The sequence below is a fragment of the Candidatus Dadabacteria bacterium genome, from assembly GCA_026706695.1.
In the GTDB taxonomy this organism is placed as follows: Bacteria; Desulfobacterota_D; UBA1144; order Nemesobacterales; family Nemesobacteraceae; genus Nemesobacter.
In genome coordinates this window covers 1-17,158 of the sequence record JAPOYE010000062.1, presented here as the reverse complement: position 1 = coordinate 17,158, position 17,158 = coordinate 1, and the positions used below count along the sequence as shown (strand labels likewise).

General features: G+C 51.5%; 16 protein-coding genes and 1 tRNA gene. 10 read left to right on the top strand and 7 right to left on the bottom strand.

Annotated features, from left to right (window positions below):
* Nucleotides 1-291: 291 nt before the first annotated feature.
* From OXG10_04480 to OXG10_04465, 4 genes are read left to right on the top strand one after another with little or no spacing between them, the layout of a single operon-like run.
* Entirely contained in the window at nt 292-1,110 is an 819-nt protein-coding gene (locus tag OXG10_04480) for a hypothetical protein (protein ID MCY3826626.1), read from the top strand.
* A 56-nt stretch (nt 1,111-1,166) separates the two neighbouring features.
* Entirely contained in the window at nt 1,167-1,883 is a 717-nt protein-coding gene (locus OXG10_04475) for a gamma-glutamyl-gamma-aminobutyrate hydrolase family protein (protein ID MCY3826625.1), read from the top strand.
* A 36-nt stretch (nt 1,884-1,919) separates the two neighbouring features.
* Nucleotides 1,920-4,742 carry an excinuclease ABC subunit UvrA gene (uvrA, locus tag OXG10_04470; GenBank protein MCY3826624.1) on the top strand — a complete coding sequence of 941 codons (2,823 nt, stop codon included), beginning with the start codon at nt 1,920-1,922 and terminating at the stop codon, nt 4,740-4,742.
* Nucleotides 4,743-4,745: 3 nt separating this feature from the next.
* On the top strand, nt 4,746-5,549 hold the full coding sequence (locus OXG10_04465) for an undecaprenyl-diphosphate phosphatase (GenBank protein MCY3826623.1): 804 nt from the start codon (nt 4,746-4,748) through the stop codon (nt 5,547-5,549).
* A gap of 143 nt (nt 5,550-5,692) precedes the next feature.
* On the opposite strand, the gene OXG10_04460 is transcribed toward OXG10_04465, so the two are convergent.
* From OXG10_04460 to OXG10_04450, 3 genes are read right to left on the bottom strand one after another with little or no spacing between them, the layout of a single operon-like run.
* Nucleotides 5,693-6,673, bottom strand: coding sequence for a 3'(2'),5'-bisphosphate nucleotidase (locus OXG10_04460; protein ID MCY3826622.1), 981 nt, complete (start codon nt 6,671-6,673; stop codon nt 5,693-5,695).
* Between the two features lie 43 nt (nt 6,674-6,716).
* Nucleotides 6,717-9,110, bottom strand: coding sequence for a glycoside hydrolase family 65 protein (locus OXG10_04455; GenBank protein MCY3826621.1), 2,394 nt, complete (start codon nt 9,108-9,110; stop codon nt 6,717-6,719).
* Between the two features lie 18 nt (nt 9,111-9,128).
* Nucleotides 9,129-9,914 carry an HAD-IA family hydrolase gene (locus OXG10_04450; GenBank protein ID MCY3826620.1) on the bottom strand — a complete coding sequence of 262 codons (786 nt, stop codon included), beginning with the start codon at nt 9,912-9,914 and terminating at the stop codon, nt 9,129-9,131.
* Between the two features lie 171 nt (nt 9,915-10,085).
* Here OXG10_04450 and OXG10_04445 point away from each other — a divergent pair.
* Nucleotides 10,086-10,161: transfer RNA gene (locus tag OXG10_04445), tRNA-Glu, on the top strand.
* A 167-nt stretch (nt 10,162-10,328) separates the two neighbouring features.
* A complete protein-coding gene (locus tag OXG10_04440) occupies nt 10,329-11,099 on the top strand; it encodes an SDR family NAD(P)-dependent oxidoreductase (protein ID MCY3826619.1) in 771 nt (256 codons plus the stop codon).
* Nucleotides 11,100-11,125: 26 nt separating this feature from the next.
* Here the strand turns inward: OXG10_04440 and OXG10_04435 are convergent, their stop codons facing one another.
* Nucleotides 11,126-11,422 carry a hypothetical protein gene (locus OXG10_04435; GenBank protein MCY3826618.1) on the bottom strand — a complete coding sequence of 99 codons (297 nt, stop codon included), beginning with the start codon at nt 11,420-11,422 and terminating at the stop codon, nt 11,126-11,128.
* A gap of 11 nt (nt 11,423-11,433) precedes the next feature.
* On the bottom strand, nt 11,434-12,417 hold the full coding sequence (ispH, locus tag OXG10_04430; GenBank protein MCY3826617.1) for a 4-hydroxy-3-methylbut-2-enyl diphosphate reductase: 984 nt from the start codon (nt 12,415-12,417) through the stop codon (nt 11,434-11,436).
* Nucleotides 12,418-12,556: 139 nt separating this feature from the next.
* Between ispH and pyrF the strand changes: the two genes are divergently transcribed.
* Nucleotides 12,557-13,300 carry an orotidine-5'-phosphate decarboxylase gene (gene pyrF / locus OXG10_04425; protein ID MCY3826616.1) on the top strand — a complete coding sequence of 248 codons (744 nt, stop codon included), beginning with the start codon at nt 12,557-12,559 and terminating at the stop codon, nt 13,298-13,300.
* A gap of 17 nt (nt 13,301-13,317) precedes the next feature.
* On the opposite strand, the gene OXG10_04420 is transcribed toward pyrF, so the two are convergent.
* Nucleotides 13,318-14,076: a ribonuclease Z gene (locus OXG10_04420; GenBank protein ID MCY3826615.1), complete on the bottom strand. Its 759-nt coding sequence runs from the start codon at nt 14,074-14,076 to the stop codon at nt 13,318-13,320.
* Between the two features lie 55 nt (nt 14,077-14,131).
* Between OXG10_04420 and OXG10_04415 the strand changes: the two genes are divergently transcribed.
* Genes OXG10_04415 through pgeF form a run of 3 tightly spaced genes read left to right on the top strand, consistent with a single transcriptional unit; the run spans nt 14,132 to nt 16,554 of the window.
* Nucleotides 14,132-14,914, top strand: coding sequence for an SAM-dependent chlorinase/fluorinase (locus OXG10_04415; GenBank protein ID MCY3826614.1), 783 nt, complete (start codon nt 14,132-14,134; stop codon nt 14,912-14,914).
* 9 nt (nt 14,915-14,923) lie between these two features.
* On the top strand, nt 14,924-15,880 hold the full coding sequence (locus OXG10_04410; protein ID MCY3826613.1) for an RluA family pseudouridine synthase: 957 nt from the start codon (nt 14,924-14,926) through the stop codon (nt 15,878-15,880).
* Nucleotides 15,877-16,554 (top strand): peptidoglycan editing factor PgeF, encoded by a 678-nt coding sequence (pgeF, locus tag OXG10_04405; GenBank protein ID MCY3826612.1) that lies wholly within the window; start codon nt 15,877-15,879, stop codon nt 16,552-16,554. The genes OXG10_04410 and pgeF overlap by 4 nt, the downstream gene beginning before the upstream one ends.
* Nucleotides 16,555-16,624: 70 nt before the next feature.
* Here pgeF and OXG10_04400 read toward each other — a convergent pair whose 3' ends face one another.
* Complete coding sequence (locus tag OXG10_04400; protein ID MCY3826611.1) at nt 16,625-17,083, bottom strand: SRPBCC domain-containing protein; 459 nt, start codon at nt 17,081-17,083, stop codon at nt 16,625-16,627.
* Nucleotides 17,084-17,158 lie beyond the last annotated feature (75 nt).

Sequence of the window (17,158 nt, the reverse complement as noted above, 5' to 3'; positions counted from 1 at the left end):
GGCATTGTTTTGTATCCACACCCACGGCCCCCCTGTAATTTGACGGGGGGGGGGGGTGAGCGGGTATTCTTTGTTCCTGCTTGAAGTTTAACTGGAATACGAGGGTATTTTTAGAAGTGCCTTATTGATCAAAATAAGTCAGTCAGAATTGCGAGCGAATACGCAATTTCAGTGTTCTAATTCAAGATGAAAGTTCTTGATATTGAGAAAATATCTGAGAGATTATTTGAATGTCCCAAAGTCAGGCAAAGACTATGCGAAGATTTCTGCATAGAAGACTCATGTGACTCAATGAACATGGCCGACCGCCTTGTAGAATCCTTGGGTCAAATTCATCCTCGGAAAAATGGGAAAAATGACCGGAAGAACAATTCAGCAGTATTTCAGGCTGCCTCACTTGCTTTGGCTAGCAATATGGGCAGATGGTCAACCTTTCTCAATCGCAGGAAAGAGTTTGAATCGCTTCTGGAAAATTATAATCCAGTAGCGTTTTCCAAAGCGGTCGATTCTGACCGCTCGCGAATCCAGCAGGTGAAGGAATGCTTGGGAGGACTGACAGGAGGGAAGGATGCTAAAGCGATCGGGAAATGGGCATATTCACTTGGAAAAGATATAGAGTACTACCAAGCTTTGGAAGAACTACGGGATAATATTTCTAGGCTTGTGCGTACTGAGGAAGTTGTGCCTGTATTGGCGGCCTTCCTTGGAGACCCGAAAAAAAGGATCGAGAAGCAATGGCCACCGCCTCCCGGCATGGAAACATGGAAGGCACCAGGAATGAGAATGCCATTGGCCAGTGAATTTCTTCGGAACCTGCATTGGGAAGGTTTTAAACCGGACCGCCATATAAAAAGGTTATTTTTAAGGTGGTTTCCCGGTGTTGTAGAGAAAAAGTCAGAGAGGGCCGATCATCTTGCACGGCATGTACTTTGTGGAAGATCGAAAGATCTCATAGAGGACATCAAGTTTTCCCTGGTCGGAGCGGCGGTAACACCGGATGGCTGCAGCCGCACGAAGGCCGATAATCTTGTCTGGGCACTCGGGGCATATGTGGAGACGAAGAACAAGGAGTCAGATACTGTTTACTGGAAGACTATTAGGCTTGAATAGTTCGTTATCTATGCTGTTCAAGGCGAGATTCCCCGAAAGGGGCCCGAAGCCAAGACATGAAAGAACGACCTGTTATAGGCATAACAACCGACCTTGAGGACAAATCAAACCTCATAGAGTCTGCCTACTCAAAAGCCGTTGAGTTCTACGGCGGCGCCCCGGTTCTGATTCCCACGGTTGCCGAGGCGTCGGGTTCCGGCTTTCTGTCCGATATAGTCTCAGTGATTGACGGGCTTTTGATACCGGGTTCAAGGGACATGGACCCGAAATTCTACGGCGAATCCCCGCATCCCGCCATAAACCCCATGAGTCCCGAGAGGACCGAAACGGAATTCAACGTCCTTCGCCTTGCTCTCGAAAAAGACATGCCGGTTCTCGGTATATGCGGAGGTATGCAGTTCATAAACGTTTTCTACGGGGGCTCGATACATCAGGACATAAAAGCTCTCCTGCCAGACGCGCTTTGTCACGAAGGGGGCGAGCCCCACGATGTCACGGTTCTTCCGGACACGGTCTTCGGCGGTTTTGCGGAGAAGAAGCAATTCGAGATAAAAAGCTACCACCACCAGGCGATAAACAGGGTCGGAGAGGGTCTTCGGGTAAACGCTCTGGCCCCGGATGGAATAGTGGAGGGGTTTGAGTCGGCCGCCGGCCGCGTCATAGGTTTTCAGTGGCATCCCGAGCTTGAGCAGACCTGCCTTTCAGAACTGATTTTCACCCGGTTTCTCTCCGAAGCCGCACGGACGGCGGACGGTTCCCCCGGTATCGGGTAATTTTATCTGCGTGTTTTTCCCAAGGGAGCCTTCAGATTGAAGTTCATCAGCATAATCGGTGCGCGGGAGCACAATCTTAAGAACATAGACGTCAAGATACCGAGGCGCAGCTTCACCGTTGTCACGGGAGTGAGCGGTTCGGGTAAATCTTCTCTGGTCTTCGACATACTTTTTGCCGAGGCCCAGAGAAGATTCATGGAGTCGCTTTCCTCCTACGCCAGGCAGTTTGTCGAGAAGCTTGACAAGCCGGATGTCGATTTCGTCGAGGGCCTTTCTCCGTCCGTTTCGGTCGATCAGAAGACTTTTCACAGAAACCCCCGCTCGACCGTCGGGACCATAACGGAGATATACGACTACATGCGCGTACTTTTTTCCGTGATCGGAGAGCCGCACTGCTATGAGTGCGGTGACGTTATATCTTCACAGATCCCTTCCAGCATGATTGAGAGAATCCGCGAGGAAGCGGGCAGAAAACCCGTGTCCGTATATTCCCCGGTAGTTCAGGGAAGAAAAGGAATATACAGAAAAGAGCTAGAAGACATGAGAAGGGAAGGTTTCGTCAGGGTTAGAATCGACGGAGAGACCTATGACCTTGAAGACGACATAGAGCTTTCCCGCAACAAAAAACACACTATCGAACTTTTGGTGGACAATATGGCTTTGCGTGGGGAGAGTTCGGAAAAAAGGCTTTCAGACGCGGTCTCACTTGCACTTAAAAGATCGGGCGGGCTCTTGAAATGCGAAATCGAAGGTGGGAAAACTCTCACTTTCAGTGAACATTTTTCCTGTTCCCACTGCGCGATAAACTACCCGGAGATATCCCCCAGGCTTTTTTCCTTTAACAGTCCATACGGCGCATGCGTGAACTGCCAAGGGCTCGGATTCGAAACGTTTTTCGACCCCGAACTCATAGTGGAGGATCCCGGGAAGTCCCTTCGCGAAGGAGCGATCAAGCCGTTTGAGGATTCAAAATACGTTGCCCGGATACTCGAGGGACTCTCCGGGCATTACGGGTTTTCGCTCGACGTCCCGTTTTCCCGGCTCTCCGCTCCGCACAGACAAAAGATACTCTACGGTTCGGGGACGGAGAGAATAAGCTTCAGGAAGGCAAGGAGGGGAAGGCGAAAGGAATACACCGCGACTTTCCCCGGAATCGTCGGCATGCTCACGGAATGGTACTCGCAGACCGGTTCGGAAGAGCTTCGGGAAAAACTCTCGAAATACATGAGAACGGTTCCGTGCAGAGAGTGCGACGGATCCAGGCTCAACAAGATCGCCCTTTCCGTGCTTTTCAGGGGAAAGAACATATCGGATCTTGCCGGCATGGCGGTTTGCGATCTCGCCCCATATTTCGAGTCGCTTGAACTTTCCGTGAAGGAGAGAAAAATCGCCGGGGAGGTAATAAAGGAGATATCCTCCCGGCTCGGTTTTCTCGGGGACATAGGACTTGGCTACGTGAGTCTTGACCGCACGGCACCGACCCTTTCGGGCGGAGAGGCTCAGAGAGTGAGGCTCGCAACCCAGGTGGGATCGAAACTTACGGGAATAACGTACGTGCTTGACGAGCCTTCCATAGGACTTCACCCGAAGGATAACAAAAAGCTCGTTGAGACGTTAAAGAGCATAAGGGACATGGGCAACACCGTAATCGTTGTCGAGCATGACGAAGAAACCATAAAGAGCGCTGATTTCGTGCTTGACGTCGGTCCGGGAGCAGGAGAACTCGGAGGCGAGGTTGTCTGCTCTGGAAGCGTCGGGAGAATCTCCCGGTGCGCCGGTTCGGTTACCGGAAGATACCTTTCGGGCAGAAAGAGGATCCCGGTGCCCGGTTCGAGACGCTCCTCCGGGACCCGGGTTGGGGTTCGAGGGGCTTTAGGGAACAATCTCAGGGAAATTGACGTTGATTTTCCCCTCGGAACATTCATATGCGTCACAGGAGTTTCCGGTTCGGGGAAAAGCACTCTCGTGGTCGACACCCTCTATAATGGCCTGTCAAGAAAACTTAACCGGAGCAAAAATCGCGCGGCTCCGCACGGAGAGATCATCGGCACCGAAAATCTGGACAAGGTCATCAAGGTCGATCAGAGCCCGATAGGCAGAACCCCGAGATCGAACCCCGCAACCTACACCGGCGTGCTCACCGAGATAAGAAAAATCTTCTCAATGCTTCCCGAGTCGAAGGTGATGGGATACGGGCCGGGCAGGTTCAGCTTTAACCTCTCCCAGGGAAGCTGCCCGGGGTGCCGGGGAAGCGGAACCGTCAGGATCGAGATGCACTTTCTTCCCGATGTTTACGTCACGTGCGAGGTGTGCGGAGGAAAGAGGTACAATGACGAGACCCTGGCGATCAAGTACAAGGGAAAGAACATGTCGGACGTTCTTGAGATGACCATAGAAGAGGCGGCGGATTTTTTTGAGAACATACCGAAGATTTCAGGGAAGCTCAGGTTGCTCGACGAAGTCGGGCTCGGTTACGTAAGGCTCGGGCAGCGGGTAACCACTCTCTCCGGAGGGGAGGCGCAGCGCATAAAGCTCGCTAGGGAACTTGGGAAAAAAGCCTCTGGAAAGACCCTCTACATACTTGACGAACCGTCGGTCGGGCTTCATTTTGACGATATACAGAAACTCGTCTCCGTAGTACAAAGGCTTGTGGATTTAGGAAACACCGTAGTTGTCATAGAGCATAATCTTGACATCATAAAGTGTGCGGACCATGTGATTGATCTTGGTCCCGGGGGAGGAGAAGACGGAGGAGAGCTTGTGGCCTGTGGCACTCCAGAGGAGATATGCGGGGTAAGCGGCTCGCACACGGCTTTTTACCTTAGAGGTGTTTTACAAAACGGGGTTGCGGGGAGTTAGAGATTGGAGATAGCGCAGTCGATAGTCCTCGGGCTGATACAGGGAATAACCGAGTTTTTTCCCGTAAGTAGCACAGCCCACTTGTTTCTGGTTCCGTGGCTTTTTTCTTGGCAGGATCAGGGTCTGCCTTTCACAGTGGCGCTTCACGTAGGGAGCCTCTTTGCTATCCTTTACTGCTTCAGGGGAGAACTCGCGCTTATCATACGGGATTTTCTCTGTGGCTTGAGATCTTTTTCGTTTGAGGGGCGCCAACATGGAAAAACCGGAGTCTACCTTGTGATCGCTACCCTGCCTGCTGTTGCGGCCGGGTTTTTGTTCGAGGGCTATGCCTCGGGCGCGCTTCGCGACCCTGTTCTGGTTGCCGCCTTTCTTCTTGGTTTCGGGGTACTTCTTTACATCTCCGACAGAAAAACGACCGCGAGCAAGACTCTTTCTGACATGAACCTCGCCGACGCGCTTTTTTTCGGTGTGGCTCAAGCTTTTGCGATTCTGCCGGGAGCTTCAAGGGCGGGCGTTACAATTACCGGAGGGCTTTTCAGAAACTACAAAAGAGAAGAAGCCGCGCGGTTTTCATTTCTTCTGGCCATACCTGTCATAGTTGCTGCCGGGGTTTTTGAGATAAGGCATCTTGGGTATGCGGATATGTTCCGATGGTCTTTCGTTCTCGGAGTTGCAACTTCTTTTATCTCGGCGCTTTTCGCTATCCGGTTTCTGCTCGGTTACGTGAGGACAAGATCGTTTACCCTTTTTGTTATCTACAGGGTGGTTCTTTCCGTTGTGATAATTGCGGTGTACTCATGGGCATAGGGATGGTTAGGATTCGCGGGACACCCTACAATCCTTCTTTTTAATTCGAATCACTTGATAATTCTTGTGTTATCAAGAGTTCTTGACTCTGGTCCTACTTCGGGAACAGAATAGAGGGCAACTTTTATTTCCTTCCGGCCATGTTATCGAGAAACGGTTTTTCTAACCGCCTGCAGGACCGCTTCATGGACGGCACCATTCGTTGCTAGAATTCCTTTATTCTCGAGGAGTTTTTTACCAACGGAGAAATCAAGCGGTTTGCCCGCGGAGTCGGTAACGGTTCCTCCGGCTTCTCTGACGATTATGTATCCTGCGGCGTGGTCCCATATGTTCTCCTTGTAATCTTTTCGCGGAGGGGGGCGAAGGTAAATGGAAGTATCTCCCCTTGCCAAGACAGCGTATTTACACTGGCTGTCCATCCTTACGGGTTTTGTGCTTATATCGAGAAACCGGGCGATTTTCCCCGAAAATTCATAGGACGAATCCGGGGCTTCAACCGATTCGCACATGACGGAGTCCGAGGCTTTTTCTACACTCGATACCGAAATGCGGGTCTGCGGACTTCCCCAAAGCCCGAACTGGCAGGAACCTTGTCCCTTCTCGGCGAAAAATACAACCCCCTTTTTTCCGCCTGTGCCGTTGCTCCTGTCCGGTCCCAGTTCCGGACACCCCAGGATTCCGAGAACTACCTCACCGTCCTCAATAAGCGCGAGTGCGATTGCGTACTGGCGTTTCGCAAGAAGACCTCTTGTTCCGTCGATCGGGTCAAGGGTCCAGAATCTACCGTGGTTCCCATCCCCGTGATTTCCCCTGTCGATTGCGCGGAATATTTCGTCTGGACTTTTTTCGGGCAGAAGTTTCTCAAGATGTCTTCTGAGTTTTTCTCCGCAACTGCCTTCGAGACAAAACGAGGTTTCCTCGGCGACTATGGGAATTTCAGGAAAAGCGGCTGTGAGTTTTTCGTTTATTAACGCCTGTACAAAAAAATCCGCAAGAGTTACAGGGGAACCATCCGTTTTGTAAAGTGCTTCGCGGAACTCAGGTTTCCCGCTCATTCTTGCGCAGACCTTTGCCGTTTTTGTTACTGCTTCCAGGCCTACCTTTTTCTCAAATTCAAAGCCCATTTGTATCGGATTCCGCGTTTTGGGACAAAACCGCGGCGGTTTTTCAGGTATCTGCTACGAATGTTGGGCTCTCCGGTGAAATTTCAAAATCGACTCCCGCATGGGAAAGAGCTATCCCGTTTCCATTTTTAAGCGTGTATCTGGTTTCCGAGTGGTTTATGTCCACCTCTATCAGATTGCCCAGGATTGAGACGGAAAAGCTGAGCCTAAGCATTTCCTGGGGAAGATTGGGGATGAATTCGGGTTTTTGCCCGCTGTTGGCGAGCCCGGCGAATCCGAACACAAACATCATCCATGTTCCTCCCATGGAAGCTATGTGACAGCCGTCAACGGTGTTTCGTCCCATGTCTCCCAGATCCATGAAAACTGCGTTTTCCGCGTATTCCATCGCCTTGTCCATATGTCCGACCTTGGCGGCAACTATTCCCTGTATGCAGGCAGAAAGCGAAGAGTCTCCCGTGGTGAGAGGGTCGTAGTAATCAAAGTTCCGTCTTTTTTCTTCCTGCGAGAACTCCTTTTCAAGAAGAAACATCGCAAGCACGAGATCCGACTGCTTGACTACCTTGTGGCGGTAAATGACCAGCGGGTGGTAGTGGAGCAGTATGGGGTACTTGTCTTCCGGGACGTTTTCAAAGTCCCATTTTTCCTTTTTGAGAAAATAGTTGTCCTGAGGGTGTATTCCGAGTTTTTCGTCATACGGTATGTACATGCGCTCGGCGGCATTTTTCCAGTCCTCTATTTCCGAGATTTGGAGGTTGGTTTTGTGGGCGAGGCTTTTAAAAAGTTCGGGTTCGGTTTCCTCGAGTTTTTCAACCGTGGCCGCGGCGAGTCTCAGGTTCTCGCGGGCCATGAGATTAGTGTAGGTGTTATTATTTACCACGGTGTTGTACTCGTCCGGGCCGGTAACGCCGTGTATTTCGAATTTTTTTTCTCCCGAGTTCGAGTAGAATCCAATATCGCTCCAGAGCCTCGCCGTTTCAATCAGGACCTCCGCCCCGTACTTGGGGACAAAATCATGATCTCCCGTGACGTTAACGTATTTTTTGAGCGCGTAGACTATGTCGGCGTTTATGTGGTACTGCGCGGTTCCCGCAGCGTAGTAAGCTGAAGCCTCCTCCCCGTTTATGGTTCTCCAAGGAAACATCGCTCCTCTCTGGTTAAGCCTTCTTGCGTATCCCCTGGACTTGTCAAGCATGCTGTAGCGAAACTTGAGAAGGTTCTCGGCGATAGTGGGCGAAGTGTAGATAAGAAAAGGCATTAAGTATATTTCCATGTCCCAGAAGTAATGGCCGTCGTAGCCCGCTCCGGTAAGACCCTTGGACGGCACGCCGGCTCCTTCAACCCTTGCCGACGACTGGTACATCTGGAAAAGGCTGAATCTTACAGCCTGCTGGAAGGACACAGTCCTCTCATCGCTGTCCATCTCCACGCACACGTCGCTTCTTTCCCAGAATTTGTCGAGATACTTGCGCTGACCCTCAAGCAGATTCGAAAACCCGAACTTCTTGGCTCTTTTAAGGCTCCGTCTAGCCCTTTCTCGAAGTTCCTCGTTTGTGTGCGGCGCGGTTCTCGTGGTGTGATAGGTCATGTACTTTGTAAGGCTTATCGGTTCTCCCTTTCGGGCGTCAACCATGAAAACCACTTTTCCGCGGTCGCCTGCCGCTTTGCTCGTATGGGAGTAATCGCAGTTTGTCTCGAGCGTGTGCTCGATTCCCAAGGTGATCGTCATCTTGCTGTTTCGGGTCGAGTGGCAGAGAATCACGCTCGTGTCCCGCACGTCGTTCAGGCGGGGTTCGAGGACCCGATGTTCAAGTCTGCTGGCCCTTCGCGGGTCTCCTCCATTGCCGCGGTCCGGCTGTTCCTCATTCCCTTCGGCGTAGTTTTCGTGATCAATTATTTCCGAAGATATGATTACGGGGGCCTTGTCGTTGAGAACCGTTACTTCGTAAGATATGGCGGCCAAGTGGCGATGTTCCATGGAGACCAGCCTTTTCGACCTTATAGATATCTGTTTCCCCGAGAACATTTCCCATATGAGATTTCTCTCTACCACGCCGTTTCTCATGTCGAGGAATCGCTCGAAGTGGAGGAGGGTTGCGGTCGGCAGGTAAAAGGGTTCATCGTCTACATAGAGCTTGATTATCTTTGAGTCCGGAACGTTCACTATGGTCTGCCCCATTTTGGTGAACCCGAAGGCTTCCTCTCCGTATATGATGGGCCATGTTTCGTGGAAGCCGTTTACTATGGTGAAGTTCTGGTAGCTCGGGTTCCCCTCTTCGAAGGCGCCCCGCATTCCTATGTAGCCGTTTGAGGTACAGAAGATAGTTTCCCCAAGGCCGATTAGTTCGGGATAAAACTGCTTCTCTGTTATTCTCCACGGATCCGGAGGATATATGTGCTGTGCAGTGTATATGCCCTTTCTCTCTCTTTTTATCATTCCTGTTTTCCTCGCCCGCTACGCGCCAAGCCCGAACTCTCCCAGATCGCTTACGACCATGTCCGCTCCGTTTGAAAAAAGTTCCTCTTCGTTTTGCTTCCTGGCTACTCCGATTACCAGTCCGAATCCCCCACTCGCTCCCGCTGCCACTCCTGCCGCCGCGTCCTCGATAACGATACTTCTTGCGGGCTTGGCTCCAAGAGCCGAGGCGGCTTCAATAAACGTATCAGGTCGCGGTTTTCCCCGAAGACCTTTTTCTGCTGCCGTTACCCCGTCCACCGTTACCTCGAAAAGGTTTTCTACTCCGGTGGCCTTCATCACGGCCCGGCAGTTCCTGCTTGAAGATACGACTGCCAGGCGAAACCCGGCTTCCTTAAGATGGCGCGCTAGCGCGACGGATGTCTGGTAGATTCCGGGAGACTCTTTTTCAAGGGTTTCCGTGAACAGCTGGTTTTTCCTGTTTCCGAGTCCGAAAACTGATTGCTCGCCCGGAGGGGAGTTTGTATCACCCTCGGGAAGTTCTATTGCGCGCGAGAGCAGAAAGCCGCGCACGCCCTCATAACGGGGCTTGCCGTCGACATGCTCAAGGTAGTCGTCCGTTTCGTTAAAGGGAACGAAGCCCTCCCCCTTCCTGCTTGTCCAGGCATGAAGGAACTCGTCAAATGTCTTTTTCCAGCAGGCCGAGTGAATTTTTTCAGTCGTGGTAATTACCCCGTCAAGATCGAAAAGAACCGCATCGCATCTGTTTTTCGAGAAGACACTTTCTCCGTTTAGAAGTTCTGTCTTAAGAGCGCGTGCTTTCATATCCGTCTTCCGAAAAGGAGTTTCACCCACGGCATTTTTGCTGCGGATTAATTATACAGCATATTCCCCGCGAAAAACCATACAAAACCCAGCCAGGTCATTTGGTGCTTCTGCGGGGCATTTTTGAATTTGAACTCTTTTTATGATAGGTTCATAACTCCTTGTGAGTTTGGCCCCATCGTCTAGGGGTTTAGGACGCAGCCCTCTCAAGGCTGAAACACGGGTTCGAATCCCGTTGGGGCTACCAATTCCACTTTCTTTCGACGGAGTCTTCCGTACTCTCCGTGTCTTGTATCAGCGACGGTGAAAAAAGCCATCCGGGAATTGACGCAGCTACCCATGATGTTTTAAACTAACCTTGAGTTTGCTGGCGCTTGCCGCTTGCATAAATAACCACTACCAAGGAGGGGTAAAATGAAACTTGAGGGTAAATCCGCGATAATCACCGGTGGCAGTCTGGGAATAGGACAGGTCACGGCGCTTCTTTTTGCAAATGAGGGCGCGAATGTTCTTATAACCGGCAGAACTGAAAGCACTCTTGTGGAGGCTGCGGAGCTGGCCAAGGATTCTCCCGGCAACATAGAGTATCTCGTAAGCGACGTGTCGAAGGAAGAGGACTGCAAGGAGGCCGTGGAGCATGCCATAAAGCTTTTCGGCAAAATCGACATACTGTTTAATAACGCAGGGGTGCTTCCTCTCTCAGTTACTCACGAGACGTCTATTGAGGACTGGGATCAGGTATTTGCCATTAACGTAAGGGGCACCTTCATGATGTCCAAGTTCTCGATTCCACACATGATCGAGCAGGGTGGAGGCACAATAATCAACAACTCCTCCATACTGGGAATTAAGGCCATACCGGGCACCGCCGCATATAATTCCACCAAAGGAGCGGTGTCGCAGCTCACAAGAAGCATGGCCCTTGAGTACGGGGCAAACGGCATCAGGGTAAACGCCATAAATCCCGGCACTACCCTGACTCCGATGGTACAGGCTTTTCTTGACAATTCGCCACCGGAGCTTGATGCGTATCTGAAGGGGCTTCAGCCTATAACCGGGCACCTGGGCCGTTTCGCGACCCCCGAGGAAATGGCGCACGCGGTGCTTTTCCTCTGCGACAGCGAAAACGTGGCGTACATGACGGGAGCGGAGCTTTCCGTTGACGGCGGGTGGATAGCTAACTAAGGAAACAGTTTCCGTCCCCGAATCCGTCAGTCGGTATCTGTATCTGTAAGGGTTATATCCGCGAGGGGTCCGTACGCGGCGGAGAGGGTTTTTCTTATAAAGGCTTCGGGATCGTCCGTTTCGGCTTCCACTATGATTTCTCCGCGGCCCTCAAGAGAGCCCCGGAAATCTCCGACGGGCGGGTTTTCGGTTCCCTCGCATGTTGAGCTGTTCAGGATAAAGAGGATCTCCGGCTTATCCCCGTTTCTCACCTCGCAGTCTATTGACACTACCCCCTCCGGGACCTCTATGTCGGCTACGTACCTTGAGGTTTGTTCCTGCATTTTCGGTAGACTCAGCTTGTTGAGAACTCAAGCGAATGTGGAAAGGGGAATTTCGTGGATTCCTCCTTCAAGCTGAATTCTTCAAAGGTGGTGGCTCCCAAATCCTGTAGCTTTGCCAGCAGTTCTTCGATTATTACCTCGGGAGTTGAGGCGCCGGAACTTATACCCACGGTCATGTTCTGCTCAAGCGTTTCCACACCGCCGAGCCCTTCTGTATCTTCAATCAAGTAGGCTTCTCTTACGCCACATGATTTTGCGACTTCGACCAGCCTGTTTGAGTTCGAGCTCTCGGGTGATCCCACGATGAAAATGACGTCTGAGATCTCGGCGAGTTCTTTTACGGCATCTTGGCGGTTCTGGGTGGCGTAGCAGATATCGAGCTTGGAAGGCTTTGCGATTTTCGGAAAGCGCTTTTCAAGCGCCGCCACTATTTCCTTCGTGTCGTCGACGCTTAGGGTAGTCTGCGTCACGTAGGCTACTTTTTGTGGATCCGGGATATTAACCGAGAGGGCCTCGCTTGCCGATTCCACAACCACGACGCTGTCTGGCGCCTCGCCTTTCGTTCCTATGACTTCTACGTGATCCCTGTGGCCTACGAGTATTATCGTGTATCCCATCTCGGAGTAGTGCCTCACTTCGTTGTGGACCTTGGTTACGAGCGGACAGACGGCGTCCACTATCTGGAAGCCTCGTCTTTTGGCTTCGTCGATAACCGCGGGGCTTACGCCGTGGGCACTGAAGATGACCCGGGCCTCAGGATCGTTTATTTCGTCGAGTTCCTCAACGAAAACGGCACCTTTTTGTCTTAGAGAATCCACTACCCTTTTATTGTGAACTATGGCGTGGCGGACATAGATAGGGGGACCGTACATCTCAAGGGCCCTTTCGACTATTTCGATCGCCCTTTCGACTCCTGCGCAGAATCCTCTGGGTTTAGCGACTACGACTCGCATGTCACCGTAGATGATAACGCCGTGACAACGCAGGTCAAGCAAAACAGCTTCCCGGCTAACATGGGGGAAATCGGGTTGTAGCCATAAGCATGGTGCGCGTTTGCCGGGTATGCTTTATCCCGTTTATTCTCGCCGGAGCGATATAACGTCGCGGCACACAACACAAAGGGATTTTCAAGTCATGGGACCGGAGAACAATGGAGAGAGGGCGCCGCAGAGCTGCGAGAGGCTCATAATAGCGCTTGACTTTGACTCAAGCGAGGAAGCTCTTGCCCTTGTGGAGCTTCTTGGCGAAAGGATCGGCATCTACAAGGTCGGCTACCAGCTTTTTATGCGCGAGGGGATGAGCTTTGTAAAGGAGCTCGTGGGACTTGGAAAGAGAGTTTTCCTTGATCTCAAGATGGGAGACATAGACCGTACGATTACGGCCGCGCTTCGGGCGGTGCCCGAGGGAGTAGAGTTCGTTACCATAAACGGCGGAAAGGCGACGGTGGCTGCCGCGAAGGAAGGCCGTGGCAAAAGAGACCGGCCTCTTATTCTTTCCCTCACTTTTCTCTCAAGCCTCGATCAGGACGACCTGAGAGCGCTTATGATGAACGAGAATCTGGAGCTTGATGAGTACGTACGGGTTTTTACACGAAGGTCGATCGAAGCCGGCTGTGACGGAGTTGTGGCTTCGGGGGAGTCGATACGGGAAATAAGGCGGGAGTTTGGAAGCAGCCTCGTAATAGTTGCTCCTGGTATACGCCCCGAGGGGAGAAGCCGAAACGATCACAAAAGGGCGCTCACTCCAAAAATGGCTATTGATTACGGAGCTGATTATCTGGTCGTCGGACGCCCGGTTACCGAGGCGGAAAACAGCCTTGAGGTTGCGGAGAATCTTATAGAGGAAGTAAACTGCGCCGTTGCCGGAAAGAGGGATTAGATAAAATATTGATTTCCTTATGCAACGATTTCCATAAAGTCTTCGGCGACTATTATCTCCGTTTCTCTGTTTCCCGAAAGCGCTTCTATTTCTTTCCGAAGATCTCTTCCGTCCATTGAAGGGTAAAGATGCGAGAGGACAATTTTTTTGGGATTTCTTTCCCGAAGAATCTCCGCTATGTCTGAAGGGGTCATGTGAACGGCCATTTTCTCTGAATCCGGAAGCGCGCATTCCGTAACGAATATGTCCGCCCCCGAAGCCACCTTGCGAAGTCCGGGGAAATAACCCGTGTCTCCCGTGTAGACGATTTTCTTTCCGCCGCAGCGTACAACATAGCCAATGCTGTTTTCAGTGTGAACGGTTTTGAATGTCTTTATCTCAAGGTCGCCGATTCTCTGTTTCTTTTTTCCTATCTCATGGATTTCCACGAGCTCTGGCCTTACCCACTCCCTGTAGGGAGCCCGCAGCTTTTCGAGAAATTCCGAGAACCCATCCGGTCCCCATATCCCAAGCGTTTCCTCTCTTTTTTTCCCGTAAGGGTGCCTGGTAGCGAAAAGAAGAGGGATCAGGTCGGAAGTGTGATCGGGGTGGAAATGAGTTATGAAAACATTGCCGATCCCGAGATAGTCAACTCCTATTTTCTCGAGCTTCCATACCGTGCCGTTTCCGCAGTCAAAGAGAGAAAAGTCGGCGTCGGTGCTCAGGAGATATCCCGAGGAACCTCTTTTCTCGTGGGGCACGCAGGTGCCCGAACCCAAAACGGTAAGCTTCACCATCTGACTTGATATAATTCCGTCTCCGTTCCATAATCTTACTCGCGGAGCGGTCTGGATGAAGAGAATTATAACACTGACAACGGATTTCGGGTCAAGCGATCATTACGTGGGGGCGATGAAAGGGGTTATGCTCTCCGTAAATGAAGACGTCCACCCGGTCGACATAACCCACTGCATTGAGTCTCACGACATCCGCGCCGCGTCTTTTGTCATAGGCAACTCATACCGCTACTTTCCGAAAAATACCGTGCATCTGGTCGTGGTAGACCCAGGAGTCGGAAGCAGACGAAGACCTATAGCGCTTTTCGCCGACGGTCATTTTTTCGTGGGACCTGATAACGGCGTTTTCAGTTCGGTCATTTGCTGCTGCGGGGATTTCAGCGCCCGCGAAATAAAAAACCGCGACTATTTTTTAAAAGAGATAAGCTCGACTTTTCACGGGAGGGATATATTCTCCCCGGTAGCCGCGCATCTCTCGCTCGGGGTTCCGTTCTCGCAGATCGGGCCGCAAATCCGTGACCCAGAAATTCTTCCCCGCGACGGATACTCGGTAAACGGGGCCGAGATCCGCGGAACCGTCGTTTACACTGACAAGTTCGGAAATCTTATAACCAGCATACCGACGGAGGCAGTAAGCGACGGGGCCCGGGCCGTGGTAGCAGTTGGAGAGAAGCGGGTCACGGGAATCTCGGAATCGTATTCTTCCGTGGAACCCGGTGAAATCGTTGTGGTCGGGGGAAGCGGGGGATACATAGAAATATCGGTTAACCAGGGGCGCGCGTGCGATGTTTTCGGCGAAGTTCCGCCGGAAGTCATTATCGTTGAGGAGAGCAGCTGAGGGGAATTCATGGAACCTGCAGAAGAAAAAACCGTAACGGAAATCCCTCGGGAATTTGCCGGGCAGAGAGCCGACGTGTTTCTCTCGGGCTTCCTTACGGAGCTTAGCCGCTCGAGCATAAAAAAGCACATAGAGCTTGGAAACATACTTATTGACCGCAAAACGTTTAAGCCTTCCAGGATAATAAACGGCGGGGAGAGCCTGAGCGTTAACATTCCTCCTCCTGAGCCCTGCGGCATCAAGGGAGAGGAGATCGATGTCGAGGTTGTTTTCGAGGACCGTGACATAATCGTCGTCAACAAACCCGCCGGTATGGTGGTTCACCCGGGAGCAGGAGTGACGAGCGGTACGCTTGTGAACGCTCTTGTTTATATGTGCGAGGATCTTTCGGGAATAGGAGGCGAGATGCGCCCGGGGATAGTGCATCGCCTCGACAAGGAAACCTCCGGGGTCATGGTTGTCGCTAAAAACGATCAGGCGCACAAAAGTCTTTCCGAGCAGTTCAAGACCAGGGAGACGGAAAAGGAATACGTGGCTGTTGTTTCCGGGGAAATGAAAAAAGGTTCAGGGGTTTTCATCTCCCCCATAGGAAGGAGTTCCTCGAACAGGATAAAAATGACCTCTTTTTCCAGAGCCGGAAGAGATGCCGAGACCCGCTGGGAGGTAATCGAAGGGCTGCACGGAGCGACTCTTGTGAGCGTCTGGCCGAAGACCGGAAGAACTCACCAGATAAGGGTTCATTTTTCTGAAAACGGGTTTCCGGTGCTTGCCGATAAAGTTTACGGAGGGAAAAAAAGCCACCCGAAAAATTCGAGGGTACTTGGAGCGTTAATAAAGAGGCACGCTCTTCATGCGAGAAGCCTCGGCTTCACCCATCCGGCGACCGGAAAGCGAATTGAGCTTTCGGCGAAAATCCCCGAGGATATGGTTTCAGTGATCGATTTTCTAAGGAAGCGGAGCGGATGAAGGTTTTTCGTTCGACCCTGCTTGAGAAGTGCAGCGGCGTTATACACGGTTTCGTTCATGATCCCGGAGGGCCGGATATTCTGAAAATCGCTTCTGCTCACGGGCTTGAAAATATCCTTACCGTGAACCAGATTCACGGCAACACTGTTTTTTTCGCCGACGGTGCGATGGCAGAGGAACCTGCTGAAGCCGATTCGGTCGTTACGCAGCAAAAAGGTGTAGGCGTGGGGGTCATCACGGCCGACTGCGTTTCTGTTTTGCTCTGCTTTCCCGATTCCGGATGCGTCTGCGCCGTCCACGCGGGGTGGCGCGGAACCTCACTGCGCGCGGCTAGGGACTGTGTTGGGGCCGTTTGTGAAAAATACTCTTTGAAGCCGCAGGACGCCGTGGCCGTAATAGGTCCGGCGATATGGGGATGCTGCTACGAAGTTCGAGACGATGTAGCGTCACAGTTCATCTCAAAGTTCAGCGGCGAAGCGGACTGGCTTCTTGAAAAAGGCGACGGGAAGTTTCTTCTAGATCTTGTGGAACTTAACAGAATCGAACTTCGTGATGCGGGAGTTCAGCAAATCGAGATAATGAATCTGTGCACTTGTTGTCAGGGCCTTCCTTCATACAGAAGAGACGGTTCCGGTACGGACAAGATGATTAGCTTTGTCGGGATTTCCCCTTAGCGGATTTCTTTTTTTTCAGCGCAGTATCGCAGCTTAACACGGAGACGGAACACGGTACTTCGGCAGATCTTTAGTTTTTCGTCTCTTGATACAGAGTTTCTGCGCGAAGTTTCAATCCCACTCCTACATCGCTAAAACCGCGGCGTATATAACCGCCAAAGAGAAGTGAAATTATTGGTGAAAGCACGCCGCTCATTAGGTCGACATTATGGTAGCTGCAACTGTCATCACTTACAGGTTCCAGATGCTGCTCTCGCACCACAAATAAGAGCCAGGAAGTTCCGAAATTCCTGCTCCAAGAAATAAGACGTGGTTTTTCAAATGCACATAGAGTTTCAGTTATTCTGAATTTTGTGGGCCACATTCTTACCAGTAGACGAACGGGCGATCCAATTTTAAAATCGGTTCTGGCCTGAGATGTGAATGGATTCCACTCACCATATTTTTCAACGTCAGTCAGGACCTCCCAAACGAAGTCAATGGGTGCGTTGATCTGAATGCGGTCGGTACGTACGGTAAAATTATTCATGCCCATCTCTTCTGTTCTTAACTAGAGTTTTAACCCATGCATCTGAATTGTCCCATAGAAGTCTCGACACATCCT

What these genes read in the sequence shown, in the direction of transcription:
- OXG10_04460 (MCY3826622.1), bottom strand. Translation starts at nt 6,673, where the DNA reads ATGGGCTTTGAATTTGAGAAAAAGGTAGGCCTGGAAGCAGTAACAAAA.
- OXG10_04440 (MCY3826619.1), top strand. Translation starts at nt 10,329, where the DNA reads ATGAAACTTGAGGGTAAATCCGCGATAATCACCGGTGGCAGTCTGGGA.
- pyrF (MCY3826616.1), top strand. Translation starts at nt 12,557, where the DNA reads ATGGGACCGGAGAACAATGGAGAGAGGGCGCCGCAGAGCTGCGAGAGG.
- OXG10_04415 (MCY3826614.1), top strand. Translation starts at nt 14,132, where the DNA reads ATGAAGAGAATTATAACACTGACAACGGATTTCGGGTCAAGCGATCAT.
- OXG10_04450 (MCY3826620.1), bottom strand. Translation starts at nt 9,914, where the DNA reads ATGAAAGCACGCGCTCTTAAGACAGAACTTCTAAACGGAGAAAGTGTC.
- OXG10_04420 (MCY3826615.1), bottom strand. Translation starts at nt 14,076, where the DNA reads ATGGTGAAGCTTACCGTTTTGGGTTCGGGCACCTGCGTGCCCCACGAG.
- OXG10_04435 (MCY3826618.1), bottom strand. Translation starts at nt 11,422, where the DNA reads ATGCAGGAACAAACCTCAAGGTACGTAGCCGACATAGAGGTCCCGGAG.
- OXG10_04455 (MCY3826621.1), bottom strand. Translation starts at nt 9,110, where the DNA reads ATGATAAAAAGAGAGAGAAAGGGCATATACACTGCACAGCACATATAT.
- OXG10_04400 (MCY3826611.1), bottom strand. Translation starts at nt 17,083, where the DNA reads ATGAATAATTTTACCGTACGTACCGACCGCATTCAGATCAACGCACCC.
- pgeF (MCY3826612.1), top strand. Translation starts at nt 15,877, where the DNA reads ATGAAGGTTTTTCGTTCGACCCTGCTTGAGAAGTGCAGCGGCGTTATA.
- OXG10_04475 (MCY3826625.1), top strand. Translation starts at nt 1,167, where the DNA reads ATGAAAGAACGACCTGTTATAGGCATAACAACCGACCTTGAGGACAAA.
- OXG10_04410 (MCY3826613.1), top strand. Translation starts at nt 14,924, where the DNA reads ATGGAACCTGCAGAAGAAAAAACCGTAACGGAAATCCCTCGGGAATTT.
- OXG10_04480 (MCY3826626.1), top strand. Translation starts at nt 292, where the DNA reads ATGAACATGGCCGACCGCCTTGTAGAATCCTTGGGTCAAATTCATCCT.